The 25,587-nt window shown below is 54.8% G+C and carries 15 protein-coding genes; 3 read left to right on the top strand and 12 right to left on the bottom strand.

The window, feature by feature from the left end; genetic code table 11:
* Position 1: 1 nt before the first annotated feature.
* The 4 genes from coxB to VHE34_RS03510 form a co-directional block, all read right to left on the bottom strand.
* Positions 2-970 (bottom strand): cytochrome c oxidase subunit II, encoded by a 969-nt coding sequence (gene coxB, locus VHE34_RS03525; protein ID WP_325584641.1) that lies wholly within the window; start codon positions 968-970, stop codon positions 2-4.
* A 15-nt stretch (positions 971-985) separates the two neighbouring features.
* Positions 986-4,036 carry an FAD-binding and (Fe-S)-binding domain-containing protein gene (locus VHE34_RS03520; protein WP_325584639.1) on the bottom strand — a complete coding sequence of 1,017 codons (3,051 nt, stop codon included), beginning with the start codon at positions 4,034-4,036 and terminating at the stop codon, positions 986-988.
* 189 nt (positions 4,037-4,225) lie between these two features.
* Positions 4,226-5,323 (bottom strand): mechanosensitive ion channel family protein, encoded by a 1,098-nt coding sequence (locus VHE34_RS03515; RefSeq protein WP_325584637.1) that lies wholly within the window; start codon positions 5,321-5,323, stop codon positions 4,226-4,228.
* A gap of 165 nt (positions 5,324-5,488) precedes the next feature.
* Complete coding sequence (locus tag VHE34_RS03510; RefSeq protein ID WP_325584635.1) at positions 5,489-7,606, bottom strand: glycoside hydrolase family 15 protein; 2,118 nt, start codon at positions 7,604-7,606, stop codon at positions 5,489-5,491.
* 345 nt (positions 7,607-7,951) lie between these two features.
* Between VHE34_RS03510 and VHE34_RS03505 the strand changes: the two genes are divergently transcribed.
* Both VHE34_RS03505 and VHE34_RS03500 read left to right on the top strand, forming a co-directional pair.
* Positions 7,952-9,169 carry a vitamin K epoxide reductase family protein gene (locus VHE34_RS03505; protein WP_325584633.1) on the top strand — a complete coding sequence of 406 codons (1,218 nt, stop codon included), beginning with the start codon at positions 7,952-7,954 and terminating at the stop codon, positions 9,167-9,169.
* A gap of 70 nt (positions 9,170-9,239) precedes the next feature.
* Positions 9,240-10,472, top strand: coding sequence for a sodium:proton antiporter (locus VHE34_RS03500; protein WP_325584631.1), 1,233 nt, complete (start codon positions 9,240-9,242; stop codon positions 10,470-10,472).
* Here VHE34_RS03500 and VHE34_RS03495 read toward each other — a convergent pair whose 3' ends face one another.
* The gene (locus VHE34_RS03495) at positions 10,473-12,719 is read right to left on the bottom strand and encodes a bifunctional alpha,alpha-trehalose-phosphate synthase (UDP-forming)/trehalose-phosphatase (protein ID WP_325584628.1); all 2,247 of its coding nucleotides are present in this window, start codon (positions 12,717-12,719) and stop codon (positions 10,473-10,475) included.
* Positions 12,720-12,807: 88 nt separating this feature from the next.
* Positions 12,808-14,691, bottom strand: a complete 1,884-nt coding sequence (locus VHE34_RS03490) for a mechanosensitive ion channel family protein (RefSeq protein ID WP_325584626.1) — start codon at positions 14,689-14,691, stop codon at positions 12,808-12,810.
* Between the two features lie 170 nt (positions 14,692-14,861).
* Between VHE34_RS03490 and VHE34_RS03485 the strand changes: the two genes are divergently transcribed.
* Entirely contained in the window at positions 14,862-15,524 is a 663-nt protein-coding gene (locus tag VHE34_RS03485; protein WP_325584625.1) for a hypothetical protein, read from the top strand.
* A gap of 109 nt (positions 15,525-15,633) precedes the next feature.
* Here the strand turns inward: VHE34_RS03485 and VHE34_RS03480 are convergent, their stop codons facing one another.
* The 6 genes from VHE34_RS03480 to VHE34_RS03455 all read right to left on the bottom strand — a co-directional run bounded on the left by VHE34_RS03480 (position 15,634) and on the right by VHE34_RS03455 (position 25,586).
* Positions 15,634-16,548: a hypothetical protein gene (locus VHE34_RS03480; protein ID WP_325584623.1), complete on the bottom strand. Its 915-nt coding sequence runs from the start codon at positions 16,546-16,548 to the stop codon at positions 15,634-15,636.
* 293 nt (positions 16,549-16,841) lie between these two features.
* Positions 16,842-19,145, bottom strand: coding sequence for a T9SS type A sorting domain-containing protein (locus tag VHE34_RS03475; RefSeq protein WP_325584621.1), 2,304 nt, complete (start codon positions 19,143-19,145; stop codon positions 16,842-16,844).
* A gap of 187 nt (positions 19,146-19,332) precedes the next feature.
* On the bottom strand, positions 19,333-22,893 hold the full coding sequence (locus VHE34_RS03470) for a GH39 family glycosyl hydrolase (RefSeq protein ID WP_325584619.1): 3,561 nt from the start codon (positions 22,891-22,893) through the stop codon (positions 19,333-19,335).
* Positions 22,894-23,067: a T9SS type A sorting domain-containing protein gene (locus tag VHE34_RS03465; protein WP_325584617.1), complete on the bottom strand. Its 174-nt coding sequence runs from the start codon at positions 23,065-23,067 to the stop codon at positions 22,894-22,896.
* A gap of 69 nt (positions 23,068-23,136) precedes the next feature.
* Positions 23,137-23,955: a hypothetical protein gene (locus VHE34_RS03460; RefSeq protein ID WP_325584615.1), complete on the bottom strand. Its 819-nt coding sequence runs from the start codon at positions 23,953-23,955 to the stop codon at positions 23,137-23,139.
* A gap of 32 nt (positions 23,956-23,987) precedes the next feature.
* Positions 23,988-25,586 (bottom strand): RagB/SusD family nutrient uptake outer membrane protein, encoded by a 1,599-nt coding sequence (locus VHE34_RS03455; RefSeq protein WP_325584614.1) that lies wholly within the window; start codon positions 25,584-25,586, stop codon positions 23,988-23,990.
* Between the last annotated feature and the right edge of the window lies 1 nt (position 25,587).

Raw genomic sequence — 25,587 nt, 5'->3', positions numbered from 1 at the left:
GTTATTTTAAATGCGTTAGCCAGGCTACCAGGGCCTTTATGCTATCTTTCGGTAAATGGAATTTCGGCATCCGGGCGCCCGGTTTCAATTTCTGGGGGTCCATCAGCCATCGATACAGCGACGCCGAATCGTTGTCCGTTCTGCCGGCCAGCAATGTCTGCCGGCTCGCCAAATGGGTCAGATCCGGTCCTTCCCGGCCGGTCGCGGCAGTACCCTTCACCCGGTGGCAGTTGCTGCAGGTAGCGGTGAGAAAAAGCGAACGCCCGCTCTCTGCGAGTTTATCCTGCGGCGCCGGTGCTGGGGCCGACTGTGCCGCCAGCCATTGCTGAAATTCCCGCTCCGGCTGGACGATCACCCGAATGCGCATCCAGGCATGCTGCTGGCCGCAAAACTCGCTGCACGCTCCCAGGTAGTTTCCCGAGTCCTGCACCGTTAGCCATAGATGATTGCTTCGGCCGGGAATCATATCCATCTTGGCGCCAAGTGCGGGCACCCACCAGTCGTGAATGACATCGGCGCTGTTGAGTTCCAACAACAATCGCTTCCCAACAGGCAAATGAACCTCGTTGGCGGTAACTACGCCGGATGTTGGATAGCTCACCTCCCAAAACCACTGATGGCCGGTGATGACCACATCCGCTGCCCGGCCTTCTCTCTCCGGGAGCACCGCATTCATTGCGCGCATGGACCAGAAGAAAAAGGCGATGACGATGAGTAGGGGTCCGCCGATCATTGGGATCTCCAGCCAGCGGCCGGCCGGCGCCTGGGAGGGTTCGCCGGGGCGCCTGGATTGCCCGTAACGCCGGGTGATCCAAACAGTCAGAAAGATGACCAGCAGGGCGATGGCCGTTGCTGCCAGCAGGAAGCCATTTCCGATGCTGCCGATCAGCCGGGCCTCGGGGGATGCCGGGCGGAACATCGGCGGCAGCCGGATATTCAGCAGGGATACTATGACGGGACCGCTTTGCACAGGCTGTCGTTGCTTTTATTTTCTACCTCTGGCAATCGCCACCGCGATCAGGGCGACCGACCCGACGGCAAGCAAGATGCCTGCCGCCTTTTTCCCGGCATTGGGATCTTTCAGCTTCATGCCATCCACATATTTCCTTTCCGCATAGCCCATTTGACTGTTCTCGCGCCGCAGCGTCATCTGCAATAACTGTGCGGTGTGCAGTCCTTTCCTGTCCGTATGCTGGGCAATCTGTTCCCGGCAGCTGAAGCCGTCGGCGATGATCACCGTGCGTGCATCGGCCTTTCGTACGGCAGGTAACAAAACCCGTTCGCCCGCGGCCAGGCCCACTTCATGCGGCCGACCGGCCTCATACCCGAAATACCCTGCCATGCCGCAGCAGCCGGAGTCCAATGGAGTATAGTCCAGTTTCATCTGCCTGAATAATGCTTCCTCGCTTTCCTTTCCCAGCACCGATTTTTGATGGCAATGTACGTGCAAGAGCGCTTTGGCGGGGAATGCAGGAATGGAAAAATGAGCCGCTTTCTTTTGGAGGAATTCGGCGAGGGTGAACACCTGCTTCCCGAGCCGGTTGGCATCTTCGTCTACAGGAAAAAGGTTTCTCAGTTCGTCTCGGAACACCGCCACACAACTCGGTTCCAGGCCGACGATGGGCACCTCCGCGCGAATCTCCTCGCGGAGCTCCCAAAGGACCTCTTTCAGCAGGCGTTTGGCAGTGTTCAACATCCCGAAGTCGTACAACGGTCTGCCGCAGCAAAGTATTTTTTTTGGCACCACCACATCGTAGCCTGCGGCCTCGAGCACCTCCGTGGCTGCCACCAATGTTTCGGGAAGGAAAAAATTATTGAAGGTGTCGGCCCAGAGGATAACCTTCGGCCGTTGGAAATTATCGGCAATACCATTTAGGGATACCTGCCGTCTCCTAAACCAATCGCGGAAGGTTCGCCGGGCGAAGGAGGGAATGGTTGTCCGTGAGTCTATACCGGCGAGCTTTTTGGCGAGAAATCCGGTCAACCGATTGTGGGTAAGGAAGTTCACGATGCCGGGAAAGTTGGAAGCCAGGCGGGCCCACCAGAAGATCCATCCAAAGGCATAGGCCGACCGGGGTCTTAGTCTTCCCTTATAATAATGCGAGAGGAATTCGGACTTATAAGTCGCCATATCTACGTTTACGGGGCATTCCCCCTTGCAACCTTTGCAGGCCAGGCAAAGGTCCAGCGCCTTTTTCACCTCCCGGCTTTTCCAACCGGATTTGATCTCGTCGCCCTGCAACATCTCGAACAACAAGTGGGCCCTTCCCCGCGTAGAGTGTTCCTCTTCCCGTGTCACCATATAACTCGGACACATCGTCCCCGCTTCGTGCCGGCGGCATTTGCCCACGCCGACGCAACGCAAGGTCGCGTGACTGAAATTCCCCTGATCGTCGGGGAAACGGAAATGGGTCAATGGCGCCGGGGGTGCATAACCGGTCCCCAACCGCAGATTCGCCGTCTGCCCGTAGGCGTCGACGACCTTTCCGGGATTCATCTTCCACTCCGGGTCCCAAATCCGCTTGAACTCGCGGAAGGCCTCGATAAGTTCCGGTCCGTACATCATTTCCAGGAGATCGGCCCGGGCCTGTCCATCCCCATGTTCGCCGGACAACGAACCGTTATACTGCAAGACCAGTTGCGCCGCCTCTTTTGTAAAATTCCGGTAGGTTTCGATACCCTCCCTGGTCAGCAGGTCGAAGTCGATCCGGCAATGGATGCATCCCTGCCCAAAATGACCGTACAGCGCCGCCTTATACCCATACTTATCAAAAAGTTGTCGCAGGTCCTGCAGGTAGTCGCCCACCTTATCGGGATGTACAGCCGAATCTTCCCAACCGGGCCAGGCCGTTTTCATCCCGGGAACGAAGGCCGTTGCCCCCAGGCCGGACTCGCGTATCTCCCACAGCTGCTTTTCCTGCTGCGGATCGTCATATAATTTCATGGATGGATGCTCCTTGTCGCTCTTTAGTTCCTCCATCAACTTTCGTGCTTTGCCATCCGACTCTTCTTTCGATCGTCCTCCGAATTCAACCAGCAACCAGCCTTTGCCGTCCGGCAACAAACTGAGATCGTCGGTATTCAGGCCCTTCTTTTCCATGAATTGCAGCAATTGGTCGTCGATGCCTTCCAGCGCGATCGGTTTATGCCGCATGGCGACGGGAGCGTGCCGCCCCGCGGTGAACACATCCGGATAGCCGAGGACAAGAAGGCTTCGGGCCTGCGGTCTTGGCATCAATTTCATCGTGGCATCCAGGATCACGACACAGGTTCCCTCGGTGCCCACGAGAGCGCGGGCCACGTTGAAACCCTTCTCGGGCAGCAGTTCGTCGAGATTATACCCTGAAACCCGGCGGGGAATCTGTGGAAAGCGCTGACGGATCAGCGGGGCGTATTTGTCGCGTAGTTGTTTGAGCCGGCCATAAATTTCGCCCTTTCGCCCGCCGTCGCGAATGATCGCCTCCAGTTGCTCTTCCGAAGTCGGACCGACTTCCATCACCACGCCATCGTACGTCAGCACCGTCAGCCGCCCGGTGTTGTCGGACACCCGTGATCCGGGGCCAAAATTCTCAGCCATTACAGAATGTGACCCGCAGGAGTTGTTTCCCAACATCCCACCGATGGTGCAATGGGTATGTGTTGCCGGATCAGGTCCGAAGGTGAGGTCATACTGTTCTTCGGTAACTTTTTTCATCGCGTCCAGCACGATACCCGGCTGAACGGTCACGGTCGACGCTTCCGCATCCACGGCAAGAACGCTGTTGTAGTACTTCGACATATCGATCACGACGGCGACATTACAGCACTGGCCGGCCAGGCTGGTTCCTCCTCCCCTCGACAACACCGGTGTTCCCAGTTGCCGGCACTTCTGTACGGCCGTGATGATATCCTGTCTCGTTTTGGGTACGATCACGCCGATGGGTACCTGTCGATAATTCGATCCATCCGTTGCATACGCGGCGCGGCTTCCCGTGTCGAAGCGGACTTCGCCTTCAATGCATGTCTTTAAATTGCTTTCCAATAATAACGGTGTCATACGAAGATGTTTTATCGATGCCGAAAGGGGAGCCGAAAATATGGGTGATGCCCCACTGATGTAATCGATCGACGAGGAAGTCGCTGACTAACCGGGCCATATGCAGAAAATTTACTGAAGGGATTGAATAAATAATCTGCCGAAATTTCTGTGCCATCGCTTCTAATGCCATTCTAATATCGGGTATCATCAATTGTGATGCGCATCCTCCGACCTATTCTCGCGATGGAGGGACAATTGATCCGGTTTCTGCATGAAAATCGTTCTTGCCGGAAAAGCGAAGGAAACTCCTTCTTTTTCGAAGCGTTCCATGATACCCAGATTGATCGCCTGCTGGATATCCATGTAAAGATTGTAATCCGCATCCAACACGTAGTATACCACCTCGAAATCGAGGCTGGATTCGCCGAATTTCAAAAAATGCGCCCTGTCGAACCGCACCTTTTCCTGAGCCTGAACGATATCCTTGATCCAGCCGCCGATCAGCTTCACCTTTTCCACGGGGGTATGAATGATGATGCCAAAGGAAAAGACGATCCTTCGCAGGTCCATTCGTTTGTAATTGTGCACCCAGGAGCCCGTCAGTTTACTGTTGCTGCAGATCAATTGCTCGCCGCTGAGCGTCCGGATCCTGGTGGTCTTGATGCCTATGTACTCGATGCTGCCCATCTTGTCGTCGACAATAATAAAATCGCCGATCTCAAAAGGCTTATCAAAGAAAATGACAAGGTAGCTGAAAAGGTCTCCGAGGATGGCCTGGGCCGCCAGGGCGATCGCTATCCCGCCGACTCCCAGACCGGTAATGATCGTGGTAATATTATAACCAAAGTTGTCGATCAGGAAAACAAAACCAACGATCCAAAGAAGGATGTTGAAGATCATCAGAATGCCACGACCTTGTTTCTCCCTGGTCTCCCCCGGCTGGCGCAGCATATACCGGCGAAAAGAAAAGCCCAGCATCGATGTCGCCAGCCGAACCACCCCCCAGGTGAGCACTACCATTGCGGCTCCATCGATGATCTTATCGGCCCGGGCGTTGGTATCGAGTATCTTAATCCCCCCATAAATCGAGAACAGATAAGCCACCGGCACGAGGGTCTTTTCGAGTACGGCAACAAAAAGATCATCGAGGGTGGAAGCCGTACGGGCTGCTACGGCGTGCATCTTTTTTAGCAGGAGGTTCTTGAACAGGCGGATAAACAGGAACAGCACCAAGATGCATCCCACGGCTATCAGCCAGTTCCTGACCGGGTTACCCCAGAACGTATAACCAAGAAAGTTATTCATAGGCCCACATTTGAAATGACGAGTGATCGAAGGAGTACTACAAAGTTACCCGCATCGTTCGCAGCCTGGCAAGTCTTCAACATTAGAATCCCATTAGAAAACTGTGGCGTAGAATATATTTCATATTGGGGCAGGTTGACCCCAGCGTAAAAAATTCCCGCTCTATCAACTCTTTAAATACCGCCTCGCGGCAGCGGACGGCAAGTCGAATATCCGGTTTTCCCGCAGCGATACGGCGAGTTTGATATATTCCGCCTGTGCCCAGGTAAGCGGCATCGCCGATCCGGTGAATTTCCCGCAGTACAATCCTCGTTGCGGGATGTCCGGAGCGTCCCAAACCTGTTCCGCCAAAAACCCGTTGTGGCTGAAGGCCTCCATGGCCCGAAATAGCTTTTTTGCTTTCCTCCAACGCCCGGCCGCGATCTCATAATGGGCGCGCTCTCCTGTCAACAGCGGCCAGCACCGTCCTTTGCCATAGCGCCCGAGGGGTTCCCCCGCATCGTTCTCGCCATATCCATCGCAGCTGAACCTGTGCCAACAGGGACCGCCCGGCAACACGTTCTTCAGTTGATCGTCGATGACCCGTATCGTGTCGAGGATACGCGGGTCATCGGCCCGCCGCAGGCCGAAACGCACCAGTGCCAGCGCATCCACCGACACGATCTCCCCCAATGGCATTTCGTCGCTTCCCGGAGGGCGGTGATGAATGTGCAGCGGCCGTTGTTTCACTTCCTCCGCCGGAGCATCGAAAGGGTTTACCCGGATATAATAGCCGCTTACGCGACATCGGCGGGCGGTGTCCGTGCCGCGAACGAAAGTCCATTCCTCTATCCGTTGGTTCCATTCATCGGCCATCCTAAGGCATTCCGTCGCCAACGACGTATCGCCGGCCTGTTCGAACAGCCTGGCAGCCGCTACCAGCCCTGCAATCACGGCCGCGATGGTAAAGGAGGAAAAACCGCTTTGCTGCTCCCATCGATCCTCCTGGCTGAACGGCCCATACTTCAGGAGATAGAGGGCGGCCCGCCGAATTCCCGGCAGGAACTTGCGCCATTGGTTCCCGGAGATCACACCCCGATGGATGCAGGAATAGATGAGCAAGATCGGCAATGCAACCTGGTCCATCTGTATTTTTTGCAGACAGGCCCTTCCATCCAACCACATGTTCTGTGGCCATTTTCCGTCCGCATCCTGGGTTGTAAAAAGATAATTAACGATCCGCATCACGTCTTCCGTGGCATTCAGCGCCAGGAATGCCCAGGCGCTTTCGACAAGATCCCGTGGCCAGACGAAATGATAACCCAATCCGTCGTTCACCCCTCTCGCCTCACCCCAGGGGATCGAAAGGCTGGCAATAATGCCGCCGGGGTATTTCCTGCTCTCCGCGATCCGCAATGCGGCGACGCTTTCGGGTAACCATTCCGATTTTACCGTCCGGCGTCGCCAACCTTTCTTTTTTTCGCGCAGCCATTGTCTCCATTCATCCGCGTATGTTTTCCATATCTTACCGAACCCTTCCAGCAGGCTTGCCCGGGCGTTAAATGCGGCTTCCTCCGGGGAAAACCCAAAGCCAATCGCGATAACCAACTCACCAGAATGACAAGGTCGAGCGCAGAGTTGCACATTCCCTCTCCCTGCATAGTCAAACAAGCGTGTCAATCTCTTATTTTCACGCAGGTCTGTGAGCCCGTCGGACGCACCGATGAACCCCACTGTCGTCTCCGCCCAACCGGAACTGGAAGCCATTGCCAGGGCCAGACCGCCGCTGTGCGCAAACAGCATTTCCATTCCTTTGAAATCTCCGACCCAGGCTTCGTTGTCTGCGCCTTGATTATCCAGGTGCGGCGTCAGTGTGACATACAGTTTCGACTCCTTCGACGACGGTTTGAATCGTACCCGTTGCAAGACGGTATTCCTGTTGCTGTCGGAAACAATTTCCTTATCGAGAACATAACCTTTGTCGGTGGGGCAACTTCGAAAAATATAGGCCGGTATCCCCGCTTCCGCCATCTCCTCCTTCTCCCGGTTTGCAGTACGTTCGTCGGAGAAATAGCGGCCGCCGTCTGCAACCAGAAATATGCACTCTCGTATACAGGCCATGTCTTCCTGCGGGAAATACACTTCGTTCAGCACTCCCTTACCAATTGTAAAACTCACTGCCGACATCGCATTGATGGAACGACCGATACCTGTCTTTGCACCGGAGGTCCATGGCGAAAAAATGCCCGGGCCACCCGGGGCGGGATTTCGCGTATCCCTGTTATCCGAAATTACGTCCTGCATATCCCCGATGATTATTTCGTTATCGTTTTCCTATTGCCAGCGTGTAACCCCGCCGAGGTTCCAGGCGTCCGAATGCTTGCTTACGAATGGCAAGCCGGAACTTTTGGACTGCCTTTTTGTCAAAACAAATGCATCGCGTATGCAGGCCGAAATTATCGTGCCATACGACGCAATTATCTGTCCTGGGGTTTTTAATGCGTCCTTTTTTACAGCAACTTTGCCTACGGGTGGAAAATCGGCCGGCCCAAGAATACCGTTCAGCGGTATATTTTTTGCGGCGACCCTGGAGACCTTCAGCGCAGGGGGGATCGCGGCAGCAGCCATGATTTCTGCATATCCATCTTCATGATACAGCCTACGGACACCGGCAAGCAGCTTCGTGAGCATCACGCGCAAACGTTATGGATGTATTGGACGCTCGTCGTCCTCGGTTGCTGGATGCTGCTCATGCCCACAACTTTCAGTTATCACAAAGGACTAACCGAGATCAATGAAACCCGGAATCTTTGGCTTGATCTTCCCTCCAGGATCAGTGCGCTGGAGTGGTCGGACAGGATCAGCGGCTTACTGCTGATCTTTTTTGGCTTCCGATCGGTCAGGCCCAACCACCCCGTCAGTCTCTGGGTGTGTTGCCTGGTGGGGGTTTGGCTCAACGCCGCCCCCCTTGTCTTTTGGTCGCCAGTCCCCCTTGTCTATGCGAACGACACGCTGGTAGGCGTCCTTGTTATTTCATTTTCCGTGCTCACCCCCGGGATGCCCAATATGACGGCATATATGAAAATGGGCGCCGAGGTGCCTTCCGGCTGGAGTTACAATCCATCCAGCTGGGACCAGCGATGGGTCATGATCGTTCTGGGTTTCGCCGGCTGGATGGTCTCCCGGTATCTCGGCGCCTGGCAGTTGGGGTTCATAGATAAGGCCTGGGACCCATTTTTTGGGGACGGGACCCGAAAAGTGCTCAATTCCGCAATGTCCCGAAGCTGGCCTATCTCCGATGGGGCGCTCGGCGCCTTTGCTTATACCTTCGAATTTCTCATGGGTTGGATGGGCGGCCCGGCCCGCTGGCGTACCATGCCCTGGATGGTGACTTTCTTCGGCATCCTCGTTATCCCGCTGGGTCTCGTCCACATATTCCTGGTCATGTCTCAGCCGGTTGCCGTCGGATCCTGGTGTACCTTCTGCCTCCTGGCCGCCACGATCATGCTTCCGATGCTGCCGCTTGAGGTCGACGAGGTGATAGCCGCGGGGATCCTGGGCGTTGTGCTATTGTTTGCGCCGGGCTTCTGGCACATCCGAATCGACACGATGGCCGCGCATATTTTTCATATCAGCGGCGCCCTCGTCGTGGTTTGTTCCGTCATCAGCATGGCAGAGGTGGTCCGCGTTGTACGATATGCCAACTGGCCGGCGGGACTTGCTGTCGCCATCCTGCCCTGGTTCTTCCATGGAGGTCTGGCCCCAGGCCTTACCGGCGCCGTTTGCGGTACACTGATCTGCATCTTCTCCATCTCCCGAGGGCGCATCCACGAAACCTACGGTTTCTGGCAAAGATATATTCGATGACAATCTATCACGCATTAAGTCGAAGTATCATTGTAAATTCGTACCTGCACCCTGCAAAATAGCAATCAACATGACCTTCTATCAGCTACTATCGGTATTGATCCTGCTCGCGGCGATATTCAGTTACCTGAACTACAAACTGATCAGGTGGCCGCAGACCATTGGCATCATGGTCATTTCGCTGCTGACCTCGTTGCTGATCGTCTTTTTGGGACCGCATTTCGAATCGCTCGAAGCGATCGGCAATGGGGTGGCCGGTATCGATTTCAATACGATTCTCATGAAGATCATGCTCGGCTTCCTGCTCTTTGCGGGCGGGTTCCACATCGATGCCGACTGTCTTAAGGAACAGGGATTGCCGGTAGTGGTGCTGGCGACGGTGGGTACGATCACGTCCACGTTTATCGTAGGCGGGCTTGCCTACTATACATTGCAGCTGTTTGGCCTGCCGATCCCTTTTATCCACTGCCTGTTATTCGGGGCCATCATCTCGCCTACCGATCCTATCGCCGTGCTGGGGATCCTGAAGGACGCCGGCATCCCGCAATCCTTGGAACTCAAGATCGCCGGAGAGTCGCTGTTCAATGACGGGGTGGCGATCGTCATTTTCCTGACCGTGCTCGAGCTCGCCGAATCCCCGGGACAGCCCCTTTCCTTCGGCGGGATCAGCCTGCTTTTTTTAAAGGAGGCCGGCGGAGGCATCCTTTATGGCCTGATCCTCGGGTGGTTGGGCTACAGGGTGTTGAAGACCCTGGACAACTATAAGGTGGAGATACTCATAACGATCGCGATCGTCATGGCGGGTTATTCGTTTGCCGATTTTCTCCATGTCTCCGGGCCGCTGGCGATGGTGGTCGCGGGCATTATCACCGGCAACGAGGCAAAAAAACATGCGATGTCCGACCAGACCAGAGATTATTTGTCGAAGTTTTGGGAGCTGGTGGATGAGATCCTCAACGCCGTCCTGTTCCTGTTGATCGGCCTCGAGATGCTCATCGTGAAGATCGATCACGCGATCCTTTTTATCGGGGGGATCATGATCATCGTAGTCCTGCTGGCACGATGGTTGTCGGTGCTGACGCCAGTGACCCTGTTGCGGAAATTTGTTCTATTCGAACGCCATGCCATCGGCGTTCTCACCTGGGGGGGCCTGCGAGGAGGGATCTCGGTAGCGCTGGCGCTGTCCTTGCCGGCGGCCTTCCACCGGGATGAATTCGTCAGCATCACCTATATCATCGTCCTTTTTTCCATTCTCGTCCAGGGGTTGACCATCGGAAGGATCGCCAAGGATATTTATGGATAGTCAGGCCTCTTCGCCGGATGATGGGGGACTGGGCGCATAGGATGAAACGGTTTGTAACAACGCCTGGACCATTGCCGGGTTGTGGAGATTGTACTTGGCAAAGGAAGCTTCGTTGCCCACTTTGATCGTGAATGCGTCGGGCCGGGTCGCCAGCCTCTTGAACATGTCTTCGTCCGTCTCGTCGTCGCCGATGCAAAGAACAAAATCGAAATTGGCGGTGGCGATGATCCGGCTGATGGCGGCGCCCTTGTTGATGCCCTTCAGGCGAACCTCGATGACCTTGTGTCCGTCGAGTACGTTCAGTGAGAGCCGGTTGGCGGGGCGCACCAGGTCATCATACAATTCCCGGGCCCTTACCGCGCCGTCACCCAGGTCGGCATTCCGATAGTGCCAGGCAATGGAAAAGTCCTTGCGTTCGATAAAAGTGTGCGGGCATTTGTCGACATAGCCCTGCATGATCTTTTCCATTTTTGTTTTCCAGTCTTCTGCCGGCGGGATGAGTGTGGTCTCCCAGATCCCGTCCCGGTGACGAACCTTTGCACCATGTTCGGCAATCAACCCGACCGGAATGCCGCCGAACCATTTTTCGAGCGTCCGGCTGTCGCGGCCGCTGACAATATAGACTTCGTTCAGCGGATTCTCTGCGATGGCGCGAAGGGTCTCGAGAATCTCCGGTGTGGGAACGGCCGCACCCGGGAATTTCGTGAAGGGGACAAGCGTACCGTCGTGGTCCAGCAACAGCATGCGGCGGCCGGCATGTGCGTACGCATCCAGCAGTTCCACCCTTGTTACGGCATCGAGGAATTTGATCTCGAACTCCAGTTGCTCCTCTTTGACGGCTGTCAGCTCGCGGAAGAAATCGGCTGCCCAGACAAATACGTCATATCGCCGGATGCGATCCTGCATTTCCGCCAGCCGTTCGTGCTGGATATCTTCGGGCATCTCCAACCCTGTTTTTATCGAGGCCGCCATTTCGCCGATATCGTTGGGATTGACCAGCAGCGCCTCCGTCAGTTCACGGGCGGCGCCGGCCATTTCGCTCAGCACCAAAGCTCCACGGCCGTCTTTCCTGCTGGCCACGAATTCTTTTGACACCAGGTTCATACCATCCCGCAAGGGGGTGATCAGCGCCAGGTCGCAGGCGGTATAGAGGGCCATCAATTCCTCGAATGACAGGTGGCCGTATTTATAAATGATGGGTTGCCACACGACGGTACCCAACCGGCTATTGATATTGCCGACGGCTTCATCGATGATCTTCTTCCGTTCGGCATATTTGATGATAACGTCCCGGGAAGGAACGATCACCAGCACAAAGATCACCTTTTCTTTGTATTCCGGGAAGGAAGTGAGAAACTGTTCATAGCCTTTCAGGCGGTTGGCCACGCCTTTTGTATAGTCCAGCCTGTCCACCGAAAAGATCAGTTTTCTAGTCCCTTTGAGACCCAGGTATTGTTCCCTGATGGTCTTAACTCCGGGTTGTTCGCCTGCGTGGTTGTACTTTTCGAAGTCGATGCCGATCGGGAAGGCATCGGCCTTCACTTGCCTGTTCTCCCACCAGATGAGTTGCCCGTCGTGCTCGATCTGCAGCACCTCTTCGACGGAAGCGAGAAAATGGGTGGCATAGTCGATGGTATGAAAGCCGATGAGATCGGAGCCCAACATACCCGAGAGGATCGATCGCTGCCAGGTTTTCGGGATAAGGCGGAACAGTTCGTAGGAGGGAAAGGGGATGTGGAGGAAAAATCCGATGGTCAGCGTAGGGACACGCTTCCTCAACAAGCCTGCCAGCGGCAGCAAATGATAGTCATGGATCCAGACGACATCGTCCTTCCTTAGCTGCGGCGCCAGCTTGTCCGCAAAAATGGTATTCACGTCGAGCCAGGCGTCGTAATAGGAAGAATTGTAGTCCACAAAAGAGGGAAAGTAATGGAACAGCGGCCAAAGCACGGAATTCGAGAAGCCGTTGTAATACAGCTCGTATTTCTTCCAATTGAGAAAGATGGGCAAATACCCGTATGGAGAGCCGGCGAGGCTGTTCATGGCGATGGCCCAGGTCTTTTCCGTACACCCGGGAACGCCGGCCCAAAAGGTTTCCGAAAATACTTCCCGGCCGCCCTTTTCGAAATACCCGGTGATGGCGGATACCAGTCCGCCGGAGGACGGCCGGCTGCTAAAGCCGTTCTCCTTTTGTTCGATCGTGATGGGAAGACGATTCGAAACGATGAATAATCTTTTTTTCTGCATAGGTTGGAGAGATGGAGTGGCACAAATTTAAAGATCATCTCCCTTGTATCGAAAGATACTTATGGAAGAGCGGGGCTAAAGGGTACAATTATTTTTTTTCACCGGGCTTCTGCCGCACCGTGAACGGCGGTGCTTCGTAGTCCTTTGGCAAATAATCGGGTGGAATAGTGGTTGCGTTGCCATCGCGCATGGCCTGGTAGTGAGGCGACATGATCTCGATGCCGGCCTCGTTGCAGGCGTCCTGGATATTCTGGTGTAACTGCGAATAGATCGTCGCCTGCTTATTCGGTTCCCTGGTATAAGCGTTCAATTGATAGGAGACGTAAAAGTCATCGAGGCTGGTCTGCAATACGAAGGGGTCGGGGGTTTTTTCCACCCAATCGGTTCTTTTGGCTGCTTCGATCAGCGCTTTGTGCATTTCTTTCCATGGAACATCGTAGCCGATCGTCACCGTCGTGTGCAGGATCAACCCGGTATCTTCGGGCTTGGTATTGGAGGAGAAATTGATGCTGCTAGCCGATAGGATCGTCGAGTTGGGAACGGTGACGTCTTCGTTCTTGATGGTCCGGATGCGGGTGACGAGCATTGTCTTTTCAAGGATATCTCCCGTCACGTCCCCTATCTTTACCCTGTCCCCCACTTTAAACGGCCGCATATACGTGATCACGAGACCTGCCACGATGTTATTGATCGCGGACGAAGACCCCAGCGAGATGAGGACTCCCAGGAAAACCGATACTCCCCTGAATGCGGTGGACGACGATCCGGGCAGGTAGGGGAAGATGAGGACCACCATAAATGCGTAGAGCAGGAATTTCACGATATTGAACGTCGGCTGCGCCCACTCCTCGTGAAAACCCGTGATCACCAGGTTACCCCTCCCGATCTCGCCGGACAGGTATTTTATCCCCCGTATAATGAACCGGAATATGAAGTAAATGACCGCGATCGTAAACAGGTTCGGAAGAAAGTGGATAAAGCCATGCAGCATGGACCTGGCAGGCGTCAGGATCCAGCCGAGCAGTGTGCCGGTCCATTTTTCCGTCGCGGTAAAAAGCCCCGATATCAGCAATAAGGCGATGTAAGCGGCCAGGAGGATCAGCATTACTTTCAGGACCGAGCTGACCTGTAAGGCGAACTGCTCGAGTTTTCGTGGGGTAACCAGCTGGTACTTTCGGAAGGTGAATCCATGGGCGAATCGTTCCCGGTTCTTCCGGAGGAAACTTTTCAAGAAGCGAAACAGCCGGTTGATCCCTACGATCACCAGGGCAAGGATCAAAAGAACCAGCGCGGTCCAGCCGATACGGCGGAACCAGTTCTTCAAACTGTTGGCTTTTTTTTCCTGTACGATCTCGCGGATGATCGAGGCGCGGTAGGACGCGGCAAGCGAGTCGGCGGAAGTGTCGAACCAAAGAGCGTCCAGTTGGGCGACGCTCATGATGGTAAAGTCATCCCGGTACACGATGTCATAGCCGCTTTCGGTGGGAAGCAGTTTGAGCGAGTCGGGCAGGAAGCGATAATCCTTGTACAATTTTTCAATCCGTTGCGAAACGGCGTTAGCCCGTTCGGCGGCACTGAACGAACCTGTCTTGGTGTAGAGCAGGAATAAGGTATCGTCATGTAACACTACGGGGTAGCCCACTGCATTTTTTTTGAGCGCGCGGATCCGAAGCAGTTGTTGCACTTTCCTGATCGAATCCTCGTTCAACAGGCGTTTGAGTTGAGACTGGAGCTCCCTGGTCTTCAACTGATCGCCGGTTGTCTTTTTTAATTCCGCCTCCAGTTGCGTACGGAGCGCAGAGTCCAGCTGGGCCTGTTTTTGCTGTTGCAACAGCAAATTCTCAACCAAATGAGCGCTGTCCCTGCGGGCGCTATCCAGGCCTGTGGAATCCTGCCGGTTTTGGCTTCTTCCGGCAAAAGGCAGGACGGTCAACAAGCCGCCCCAAAGAATAGTTGAATAGAATTTTCCCATCAGGAATAGTCAAGTTGCATTATTGTAAATGTATTTAATATATACAACTAATCAAACTTCCGACGGCGGAGGAACGAGGGCTACTCTGCACGACCGGGTTCAGGCTATTTCTAATTCCTTTCTAATGCTACTATAACCCCGGCTTAAGGACCGGCCTCTATATTACGGAAATGCAAAACTTATTCAACGATATTTTAGTCCCGGTGGATTTGTCGGCGACTACTTCTTCCGTTGTAAATAAGGCGGTAGAGATGGCACGCTACAGTATCCGGAAGGGGAGATGGGAACAACAGATGATCGATACGGTGAAGCAGTCGAGGTGCGACCTTGTGCTGATCGGTCACGATGAAGACCGCCGTCCGGACAGGAATATGCAGGTCGATCCGGACAGGATCGCTGCGGAGACGGATATTCCTGTGATAAGCATGCCTTACGAAAGACGACTCACGCATATTTATTCCATTTTGATCCCGGTGACCCATTTCCTGCCGATCCGGAAGCTGATGTACGGCGCCTATATCGCCTCGAAAAACCAGGCATCTCTTAAGCTGCTTGGGGTTGAGACCGCCCATTCAAAGGAGAGAACCCGGTATTTCCTCAAGAAATCCTATGAATTGATCCATGAAAGTTCATCGGTGTATGTCGGCCTGGCATTAACCGAAACGGAGAATGTGGCGGCCGCGGTCGGCATGCTGGCCCGGGAGGAAGCCACCGATCTTGTCCTGGTCAATCCCGGGGAGGAAACGAGGTTGCCGGGGTCCCTGCTTTCCCCACAACATAAAACCTTATCGAAGGCGTCCTCGTCGCCGGTGCTTATTATCAATCCGCTTTGAGATTCTGACGACAAGCTTCCGGAAACGGGCTAAAAGAGAGGTGATGTTGGCCGGTGATCCGGTGAAGGAAGGGGATATCGTTGCGTTGTCGGAGGCTGTAAGGAGTTTCTCACAGTGCGCTTTTAACCTCCAGAACGAGAGACTCGGGCACGTTCACCAATTTGGCGATCTCATGAATGGTATGGGTCGTGTTGAGCAATAGAGCTTTGATGACCTCCAGGGTCTTCTTTTCTTCGCCTTGAGCAATGCCTTGCTCCCTGCCTTGTTCTCTGCCTTGTTCTCTACCTTGTTCTCTGCCTTCTTCCTGTCCGATCAGGTAGAGTACATCTCTTTCTTTCTTGAACCATTTTGCTACACTTTCCATGATGGTTTTGATTTCAGGTGACAATTTACGCAAATTCGACAAGATCAGCAATTGCCGGAGGCACCTCTGTTTCGAGAGGTCGTCTTTTGATCCGGCAATGACCTCACTGACAATGTGTTCGATTGCCTGGAGGCGACCAGTATTCCCGAAACTACCAAGGATAGCCAACAGCCGTTCTTCCGAGCTGTCTGCGCTCAAAAATGTACGGTAGTCGACGAGGGAAAGAACCACCATTTGAAATTGGTATTGCAAATATTCCGAATGGATATGATTCTTCATCCGAGGCAACTCTTCCCCTAAATAAATGACATATTGACGAACGGGGAGCCCATATCGCCGTAACAGCATAATGCAATATTCTGCCATCCGGAATGCCATCTGTGCTTCGTCGGCGACCTGGAGTTCGAGGTGGAGCACGAAGATGTTCCCTTGGCCGTCTGTCACTTTTTTCAATACGTCCGGCTTCCGCTCCTTAGTATGCTGGACGTCATCCGGCAATTCCTGCGTATCGGCGACATGAATACCGAGAAGGTTCTTCATCAAAGCCGGCAGGACCGCCTCCATGTTCTCCTTAAGAACCTTGTCATATTGATTGACCTGCTTGTCGATCGCTCCGGTATCCGGCCTGTCACGCGATGCAGGAGATATAAATTCTTTCATAGACATGCATTGGGCAAAAAAAATACGGACTGCCTGTACCAGGTAGTCCGTATGCGCCGAGGTTATGAACCTCCATTATTTCCGCCTTGCCGGCGGTTCTAAGATGGATTAGATATTATTTTTGCTTTAGCAGTATGAAGTTAGGGAAAATTGCCATTAAAATAACGGGGCAACCCAATCGGTTTCCGGGGTCTCATGATAATCCACCGCATTCTCTTCGCCGATGGTGCCGGGCACCGTTTGCTGAAATCGTGGATTTTTGGGTAATCCGGGTTTCATGGGGCATGCGTTCTCTATCTTTTGATGACCACCGCACTGGTCTGGCGGATCCCTCCGTTGGAAAGCAGCTGGATGATATAGGAACCCGGTGAGTAACCAGCGACGGGCAGGGAGATCGTTTGACCGGCCGCATCGACTGCTTTCCTTTGCATCAGCAGGCGGCCTTGTGCATCCATTAAACGAATAGCGATGATGCCGGAGGGAACGGCGGTTCCGAGGCTGATATCGATATGATCCGAGGCAGGATTGGGGAAGACACGAATCGTACCGCCGGTGGGGCGGGTAACCAATTTAATCTCCGACACTGTGCTGCTGCCGTCATTGTCAACTAACTGCAGACGGTAGTAGTTGAGGGCGGGCTGGGGATCCTTGTCCATATACGCATAGGACCGCCGTGTCGTAGAAGAACCTGCAGCGTCCAGCATTCCGATGGTTTGCCAGCTCGTGCCGTCGGAGGAACGCTGGATGTCGAAATGGTTGCTGTTGGATTCCTGCTGTGTTTCCCAGGACAGCGCGACCCATCCGTTCTCCTGCCATTTGGCATTGAAACCGGTGAGCGTGACCGGCAGGGGATTCAGGATGCCGGTGGATGCCAGGGCAAAGGGGCTGAACGTGCTTACGTTATTCCAGGTCACCGAGCCGGATGATGTGGTACCGGATACACTTGTATTGCCGTAGGCGTTCCAGCTGGTCCCGTTAAAATGCGCCAGAGCGATCGTGACAAAATCGTTCACGTAGGAGGAGCCGCAGGGACTATTGGCGTTCCAATATGCGGTGACATTTACGCTCGAAGAACCGGCGGTACGGTTCAGCGTCCAGTAGTCGCATTCGCTAACGTGATCGAGACCGGGGGCGGTGACCGCACCAAGCGACTTTCCGCTGGACCGCACGTATTGAGCAAGGAACGCATCCGTCGTGGAGGCGGGGGCAGAGATGGCAATCGGAACATAACCGGTCCCCGAAACACCGACGGGAAAGGTAAAGGCCTGTTTCCCCACTTTTTTTATCGGACCATTTACAAAACTGTGGTCCGACGCCCCGGTTACAGTAGCCGCGTTGTTCACGGTGAGCAGGTTGGTTGAAGTGGTCGTCAACAAACCGCTTGTCAGGGTCAAGGTTCCATTCACGCTTAAGGATTGTGAAAGCGTGACGCCGGCGGCATTGTTTATGGTCAGGTTATTAACGGTGGAAGCCGTCGGCGTGGTCGCAAAAACGCCGGTAGCCTGTGCAGCGGTTCCATCATAGGTATAGTTGGCGCCGCTGGAAAAGGTCATCGACGCCACCTGGATGGAACCGGTGTTGGCTGCTGTGCTTATACCCGCCGTGTTGGCTGTGATCAGCGATGCGCCCGAACTCAGCGTGAAGGAGTTGACCGGGGTGCCGCCCAGGGCTGTGGTAACCAGCAGGTAGGAGCCGCAATCCAGGGTTCCCCCGGAGTTTACCGTGAAGTCAGCGGAATAACCCGAAACTCCATAGTAGGAGAAGTTGCCGGCGAGGGTAACCGTGCTGCCGCTGTTGATATTATAATTGATATATTCCCCGTCCAGCAATTGGGCCGTTTGTGCGGCGCCGGCGAAATTGATGATCCCGTTGGGCACCACCCCGGACGTTTGCAGGTATCCGGAACCGGTCTGTGACAGGTTCCCCAAGAGGTTCACAGTGGCGGCGCCGCTTCCAAAGCCGGAGCCAAAATCCACATATCCACCTGTTGACACGTTGAATGAGCCGTTTACGGTAAAAGTGTAGCTGGACGAATTGGAATTGTCGAGGACAAGATTGCCGTTTGTGACGCTGAGATCGCCTTTGATAGTGCAACTGCCGGCCATTGTCCCGGTGGCGGTACCCGAGTAAGTGAGATTGCCATAAGTGGCCGCCGGTATCGTTTGATTGTTTGCACCTTTGAATACTACGGTACTGGCCGGGTTCAGCGTGCCCAGCGTAGGGTTGGTCGTATTTGCGATCGACAAGGTCCCATTTGCGGAAACGTCTACCTTACCGGTCAGCCTTGCACCGGAAGGGATCGAAAAATTACAGGCCGTGGTCCCATCGCCGACAACCACTTTGGAATTGGTCCCAGAAACCGTCCAGTTGGCGGCGATGGTCGGGTTTGCGTTATTGCGAACGTTGAAGACCTGGTTATTGGCGGTAAAGCTGGCCGGAGCCGTGCCGGTGCCATTTGTATTCGTTCCCCAGCTGGAAAGGAGGTTGAGGTTACCGGTGGACCTGGAGTAATAATTCGTTTGTCCATAGCCGATAGATAGTCCGGCAATAGCGGGCAGCAGCACAGCTATGCGCAGGAGATGCGACAGGTGAGTCATTTTCGGGTGATTTAGGGGTCGGCTTTTACCCGCTTATAGACCCTAGGGTCTATCTAATTGATTATGAAGCGAATAAAAAGGCAGGCATCTAACGGACTAAGGTAATTACTTAGTATATGGCAGGTATATTTTTGTAGAAAGATCTAATAAACACTTAGAGATCGGGACTGTATAGGCAGCCTTAGCATTAAAGTTTTACCAGGTTCAGCAAATAAACATCGTTCTCCCGCAGCGGCAACTCTTTCACGAAGGGGATTCCGCTGCGGATCGTAACCGTTTCCCGGCTGAGGGGCGAGCCGTCGTTTTGCTTTTTTATCCGGTTGACCTCCTGTCGGGTTAACTGGGAAGGCCGGCCCATCGACAGGTAGGTGGAATAGGCATCGTTGCATCGATACCCGACCCTGTACACTTCGAGTGTATACTTTCCCGCGGGAACATGGTCGATGCGGACCGTCAGGGGGCCTTTTGCCCGAGCGGGCAGGTCGCGCGTGTAATAGTCCTGGTTGTGCACCGAGTCACCCGGGTGGGTGTTGGTGAAATCCCAGACCAGCGCCTGGACGCCGCCGTGGGAATTTTTGCAGATGCAGGAAGAAGCGTCGGTGTTCTTCAGTTCCGTGTCTCCGAGGCGAGCGAGGAACTGGTAGGCATAGAATGCCGGTTTGTCGATGCCCTGGATGGTCAGGAGACCGAAGCCGCCGTGGAAAGGGGTGAACCGGGGTCCGGCCTCTTCGAAGATATCGGTAAAGACCCAATAGGACATCGAATTGGCCGCGCGGCCGACCTGCTTTATTTTTTCCAGCACATAGGCGGCTTCGTGGTAGCTGTCGTGCAGGGGGTCCGCCGGTGTATAGGAGGAGCTCCACTCGGTGTAATGCAGCTCGAGCGTGGGGCTGGCCGAGGCGGCGATCTCCCGGCGGGACTGGAGGACATCGCCGCTGACGCTCATGGGATTTTTGTCGAGGACGGTTCCGGCGTTACCGAATTCATCCAGGTAGCCGGCCTTGACCCCATAGGAATGGGTGCTGATAAAGTCGATCGGCACATCGTTCCTGTGGCAATAGTCGATCATTTCCGGTTCCCAGGCGGCTCCAGCGGTGGCGGGGCCGCCTACTTTGTAAGCCGGGTTTACGCCCTTGATAGCCCGGGCGCTATAGGTGTACAGTTTGAAATAGTCCGCCTGTGAACCGGTCCAGAAGCCGTCGAGGTTGGGCTCGTTCCAAACCTCAAAATACCAGGTCTTCACCTCATCGGCGCCGTAGCGGTCGGCAAGATGCTGTACGAGGTGCTGCACCAATGCGCCCCATTTTTCATAATCCTTTGGCGGAGTCACGTTACCCCGCCACCAGAAGATCGTCTTGTTGCCGCTGGCCAGGCGACCGGGCATAAAACCCAGTTCTACGAAGGGCTTCATGCCGATGCTGTGCAGGAAGTCGAAGAGAACGTCCACGTACATGAAATTATACTGGGGGTTCCCATGGTCGTCTTCGGTATAGACGGCCATTTCGTCGCTTAGCAGCCCGTGCATGCGGATATATCTGAAGCCGCACTCCTTTCGCACGTAGGCCAGCTGTTGCTGCCAATCCGCCCGGAGGCCTTCGGCCGCCCGGCCGGCGCCCACGCAATCGTTGAACATGGTGTTCAGCGGGCCGGCGGTGTTGTTGAAGTCCGCGTTGACGACCCTTTCGCCGGCGGCCGGCCTGGTTACGGGTGTGCGTTTGGCGAACGCGTTGCGTTGCGTCGCCCCCGGCCAGTCATCGGTTCTGAACGGCACGGCCGGCAGTCCAGTCGAATTGGTGAGGTTACAGGCGGGATTATCGGCCCAGGCGTATCTTACTGCTTTGGGCGCCGACACATTGCCGGAATGAACAATTACTTCGTCCCCGATGATCTCTGCGTCCGCCCAATCGAATCGCCGGTCCTCGCCGGCGATCGAAAAGCCGGTGATGGGTTTTCCATCCGTTGTTTTGAGGCCGGAACCTATATTGGTGAACCGGATATGTATACGTCCGCCCCGGATGGTGTAATCCTTATAGACGGGTCCCGATGCAAGACCGGGTTGCCCATAAACGAGTTTGGAAGCGGCAAGAGCGAGACGGAGACCCACCTCCTGTTTGTCGGCGGGATGGATATTGTCCGCTTCGCCGAGGTCGATGGTACAGGCCATCGCGGTTTTTGGCTGCGATAGCGCCATTGCCTGGGCTTCGCGCAATTCCGCCCATTCGCTTTCTGCGGGAAAGGGTTTCCGGGCCCGGAAGTTGGGGAGCTGGACGAATAAAAAGGGGAGGTCCCCGTGCTGCCATCGGCGCCGCCAGTCGGTGATCATCATCGGGAACATCTTCCTGTATTGATAGGCAATGGTGTCGTTGGCCTCGCCCTGGTACCAGAGAAATCCCTTAATCCCGAAGGGGATCAGCGGGTTTATCATGGCATTGAAGAGGACATCCGGGTAATACTGATAGGTGTGTAGCCGGGGGAGAGGCTCCAGATGAGTTTTGTACAGCCATTCACCGGCCAGGGATATGCGGGTATTGCCGTCGGTAAGATAAAGATCTTCCGCCGGCGGGTTCAGTCCTCCCCCACCCCAGAGCATGGACATCCTGATCGCAATGACGTTTTCCCCTTTGTGCAGGATGGCGGGAGGAAGGGTGTAGGAATGACCCGGGGCGGCGTTCCAGACGTTCTTACAAATTTCAGCTCCGTTGACATACAGCGAGTAATTCATTTCCGGGTGACCGAGATGGAGGGTGAGCGTCCTGCCTTCGAAAGCGGCCGGTAACAGGAGCTTTTTGCGCAGCCACATGATCCCTTCGTAATGTCCGATGCCGAAATCTTTGATGACGCGGGGCATATCGACCCTGGGCCAGCCGGCATCATTGTAATCCGGCATGGGGACCTGCTTATCCGCGTTGTTTTGCGAATGCGCTACGATGTCCCAATAGCGGGCCTGGTCAAGGCTATCCTGCAAGAAATTGTTTTCGGTGAGCGTATCGTTTGCAAGGGCGGCGCTACCGGTTATCGGCGAGGACAGTAATCTCTCTTTGCTTGTCCAGGCCTGTACCGGTGTTCCACCCCATGTGCTTTGGATAACACCGATGGGCACGTGCTGTTCCGCGTGGATCTGCCGGGCAAAGAACCAGGCAACGGCTGAAAATCGTTTTACATTATCCGAGTCGGCAAGCTTCCACCCGGTGGTGGGCATATCGGTTTGCGGAGTAAGCTTTTTGCTGTGGCCGACGATGAGCAGGCGGATGTCGGGATAGGATGCGGCGGCAATTTCCCTCGCGGCATTTTTCGCTTGTTGTACCGGGAATTCCATGTTGGATTGGCCGGAGGCCAGCCATACATCGCCGATAAGGATATTTCTGAACTCGACCCGGCTTTCCGGTCTACCCTGTTCGCTGACGGTGAGGACATAGGGGCCGCCTGCGGGATGACTGGGGAGGCGCAGCATCCATTTGCCTTGCCGGTCGGCTTTTGCGGCGGCCGATGTATTTCCCAATTTTGCGATGAGGGCTGCACCAGGCTTCGCCCGGCCCCAGATGGGGATCGGGATATTGCGTTGCAGGACCATATTGTCGCCAAATAGTTTTGGCAGGCTGAGCCGGGGGGCGAGGGCGAAGGTAGCCTGTGCCTGTTCCGGGGAGGCTGTTGTGAGCCGGGGGGAGGACGGTTGGGCCGATGTGTGGGAAACGCTTAAAGCAACTACCAGCACGAATGCCGGTAGTGCTTTGCGATAATTGCTATTCACCTACTTGCTGTTTTTTATCAATTTGAATGTTTGGGTACCGGCGGCGCCGAATACCTTCACGATGTATTCGCCCGTACCCAGGGAGGCGCCGAGGGACAGGGATGCGGACACAGCCGAATTGCCGAGATTCCAGCCGATCTTCATTTTCGCCGCAAGGGTCTGGGCGGTGGGCAATTGGGCATTTAAGGCGGATCAAGGTGCTTCGGGCCTGTGTGTTGTTCATGTCGATCTTTTTTTTTGCGGCTAGTGGGTGTTGTAGTAATCCAGGCTCACATAATTGTAGATACACCAGGCGCCGGGACCGGTTGGTGTGATGACCTCCAGGCCGTCGGCCGTGAGTGATTTTATGGCGAATTTTGCATACCAATTGGCGACATTGGCGCCCTCGGTTGGATCGTGGATCAATTGCGCGCCGACGGTGGACAGCTGGTTGGTGCTTGTATAGAGCATGAAATTTCCCGTGGCTTGTCCCACAGCCGGCAGCATTTTGTTATTGGAGCTAAAGTTTGCGTTGCCGATGAGATCGAACGTCATCGACCCGTAATCGCCGAGGGGGCAGATCCAGTTGGCCCAGCCGGCGTCCCATTCCCAGCCCGTGCCGCCGAAGTAGATGGGACCGTTGAAGAGTTTACTCGTGCCTGTTGGGGTTATATCGAGGACCCATGTTTTCGATTTACCGTATCCACCCGTCAGGTTTGTCCATTCGGGTGTGCTTACCGCGACGGAATCCAGCGTATTGATCGTGACGATGGTCGTGTCGGCCTGAACGAATCCGCCGGCGCTCTCCACGCCATATATGAATTTATATTGGCCGGGAAAGGGTACATTGATCGTGTCCTGGACCCTTTCCGACTGGCCGAAAGGCGTGACCCAAACCGGCGTCATGCGGGGGGTCAGGCTTGTCAATACGATATCATTGGGATTTTTCGAAGATGGTGCAATGGTGAAGGATAGAGAGCTTTTGGCGGCCAGCGGGCCCAAACTGTAATTCTGCTTCATGCAGGCGGAAAGCAGCAGCGCGCATCCCATCATTGCACAAGCATGGTTTATCATTTTTTTCATGACTTTTCGATTTTACATTTTTTGGATGAAAATTACCAGCCGGCGTTTTGTTTCAACACGCCGGACGAAAGGGTGATCTGATCGTTGGGTATCTGCTGAAATCCGCGCGTAGCGGTGATATTGGCCTGCAACGTCGCGGCGCCGGGTTGAGTGCCGGTGCCATCGTTGATCAGGGAAAGCGTGGTATTGGCTGCGATGGTCGAAGCGGCCGTCGAGAGCCCCTGGCGTAACAGATCCCAATACCGGATGCCTTCGCCGACGAATTCCAGCCGTCGTTCGGCGAGGATATCGGCCTTTGAAACCGAGGTAACCGCGGTGGCGGAGGGAATGGCCCGCTGGTGTACCTGGTTGAAATAGGCAACGGCGTTGGGGCTGCCCAATTCGGCGGCCATCAATAATACGTCGGAATAGCGGATCGCAAAGTAATCCTGGCTTTGGGCAACCAGATAATTGTTGACGGGCAGGGGGTTGTTCAGGGAGTCAGAGACCGGGCTGTATTTCTTCATATAGTAGCCTGTGTACTCGCGATTGGCCGCGGCCTTACTGAACGCCAGGTGTTCCCCAGCGATATCGGTAATCGAGGCAAAGTACCTGTTATCATGGGTCTGATCGAACTGCGCCACCAGGTTCGGGTCAACCGTGCAGCCACCCCACCCATATCCGTAGGGATAAAGACTCTGTTCGCGCATCCCCGTCATGACCATCCAGCCGTTGCCGGTGATGTTTCCGTTGTAGTCCCCGGTGGAGGAATATTTGATGGAAAAGACCACCTCGGGGTTGGACTCGCCGGCATAGGTAACCTTTTTGGCCAATGAGGCCGCGGGCCAAAGGGTAGTAAAATCAGGAACCAGTGCGTGTCCGCTGTGAGCGATCACGTCCTCGACGGCGGCCAGGGCGGTTGCCGCCGTTTCGCTACCGATGGCGCTTTTACCATAGTAGCCGGAATAGAACAGGTAGACCCTGGCCAGGAGCGATTCGGCTGCCCATTTGGTTACCCGCCCGGTGGGAACGCTGGTATAGGGGGCGGAGGGGAGGCTATCGGCAGCATAACGAAGATCCTGCATGATCTGTCCATAGGTGGAATCGGGACTTGCCTGGGGCGGGTTGGCGACGGTGGGGGTCGTCAGCAGGGGAACTTTTTCGAAGAGCCGGACCAGGTCGAAATAACAGAAGGCGCGGATGAATCTTGTTTCCGCCGTGTATTGTCTTCTCAAAACGGTGCTATCGCCCCAGGCGATCTTATCCATATTTTGAAGCAGGACATTGCAACGATAGATCGCCTGATAATAATTTTTCCATGAGCCGCTGTGGATGGACGCGTCGGAGGGCGAAATGGCCTTGTTGAATTCGTCCAGCATTTCCCAGCCATAGCCGTCTGAGGAACCGGTGCCGCCGAAACAGTTATCGGAAAAGACTTCCATCAATGGCGGGATGGCTTCGCCGTTCCAAATCAGGTCCAATCCGTTGTAGCATCCAACCAGGGAGGTGAAGCCATCAGCGGGCGTTTTATAATAGGATACGTTGGTCTGCGAGGCGGCGGTGAGTTCGGTGGTCAGGTATTTCTTACACGAGGAGAACGTCAGCAGCGCCGCTGCCGCCAGCCCGATCGCAATATATTTTAGTTTTTTCATG

Source organism: Puia sp. (assembly GCF_035546395.1).
GTDB lineage: Bacteria > Bacteroidota > Bacteroidia > Chitinophagales > Chitinophagaceae > Puia.
Note: the sequence above shows the minus strand (reverse complement) of the source record. Positions and strands in the feature narration are given on the sequence as shown.

What these genes read in the sequence shown, in the direction of transcription:
- VHE34_RS03520 (WP_325584639.1), bottom strand. Translation starts at nt 4,036, where the DNA reads ATGACACCGTTATTATTGGAAAGCAATTTAAAGACATGCATTGAAGGC.
- VHE34_RS03515 (WP_325584637.1), bottom strand. Translation starts at nt 5,323, where the DNA reads ATGAATAACTTTCTTGGTTATACGTTCTGGGGTAACCCGGTCAGGAAC.
- VHE34_RS03510 (WP_325584635.1), bottom strand. Translation starts at nt 7,606, where the DNA reads ATGCAGGACGTAATTTCGGATAACAGGGATACGCGAAATCCCGCCCCG.
- VHE34_RS03505 (WP_325584633.1), top strand. Translation starts at nt 7,952, where the DNA reads ATGATACAGCCTACGGACACCGGCAAGCAGCTTCGTGAGCATCACGCG.
- VHE34_RS03500 (WP_325584631.1), top strand. Translation starts at nt 9,240, where the DNA reads ATGACCTTCTATCAGCTACTATCGGTATTGATCCTGCTCGCGGCGATA.
- VHE34_RS03495 (WP_325584628.1), bottom strand. Translation starts at nt 12,719, where the DNA reads ATGCAGAAAAAAAGATTATTCATCGTTTCGAATCGTCTTCCCATCACG.
- VHE34_RS03490 (WP_325584626.1), bottom strand. Translation starts at nt 14,691, where the DNA reads ATGGGAAAATTCTATTCAACTATTCTTTGGGGCGGCTTGTTGACCGTC.
- VHE34_RS03485 (WP_325584625.1), top strand. Translation starts at nt 14,862, where the DNA reads ATGCAAAACTTATTCAACGATATTTTAGTCCCGGTGGATTTGTCGGCG.
- VHE34_RS03480 (WP_325584623.1), bottom strand. Translation starts at nt 16,548, where the DNA reads ATGAAAGAATTTATATCTCCTGCATCGCGTGACAGGCCGGATACCGGA.
- VHE34_RS03475 (WP_325584621.1), bottom strand. Translation starts at nt 19,145, where the DNA reads ATGACTCACCTGTCGCATCTCCTGCGCATAGCTGTGCTGCTGCCCGCT.
- VHE34_RS03460 (WP_325584615.1), bottom strand. Translation starts at nt 23,955, where the DNA reads ATGAAAAAAATGATAAACCATGCTTGTGCAATGATGGGATGCGCGCTG.
- VHE34_RS03455 (WP_325584614.1), bottom strand. Translation starts at nt 25,586, where the DNA reads ATGAAAAAACTAAAATATATTGCGATCGGGCTGGCGGCAGCGGCGCTG.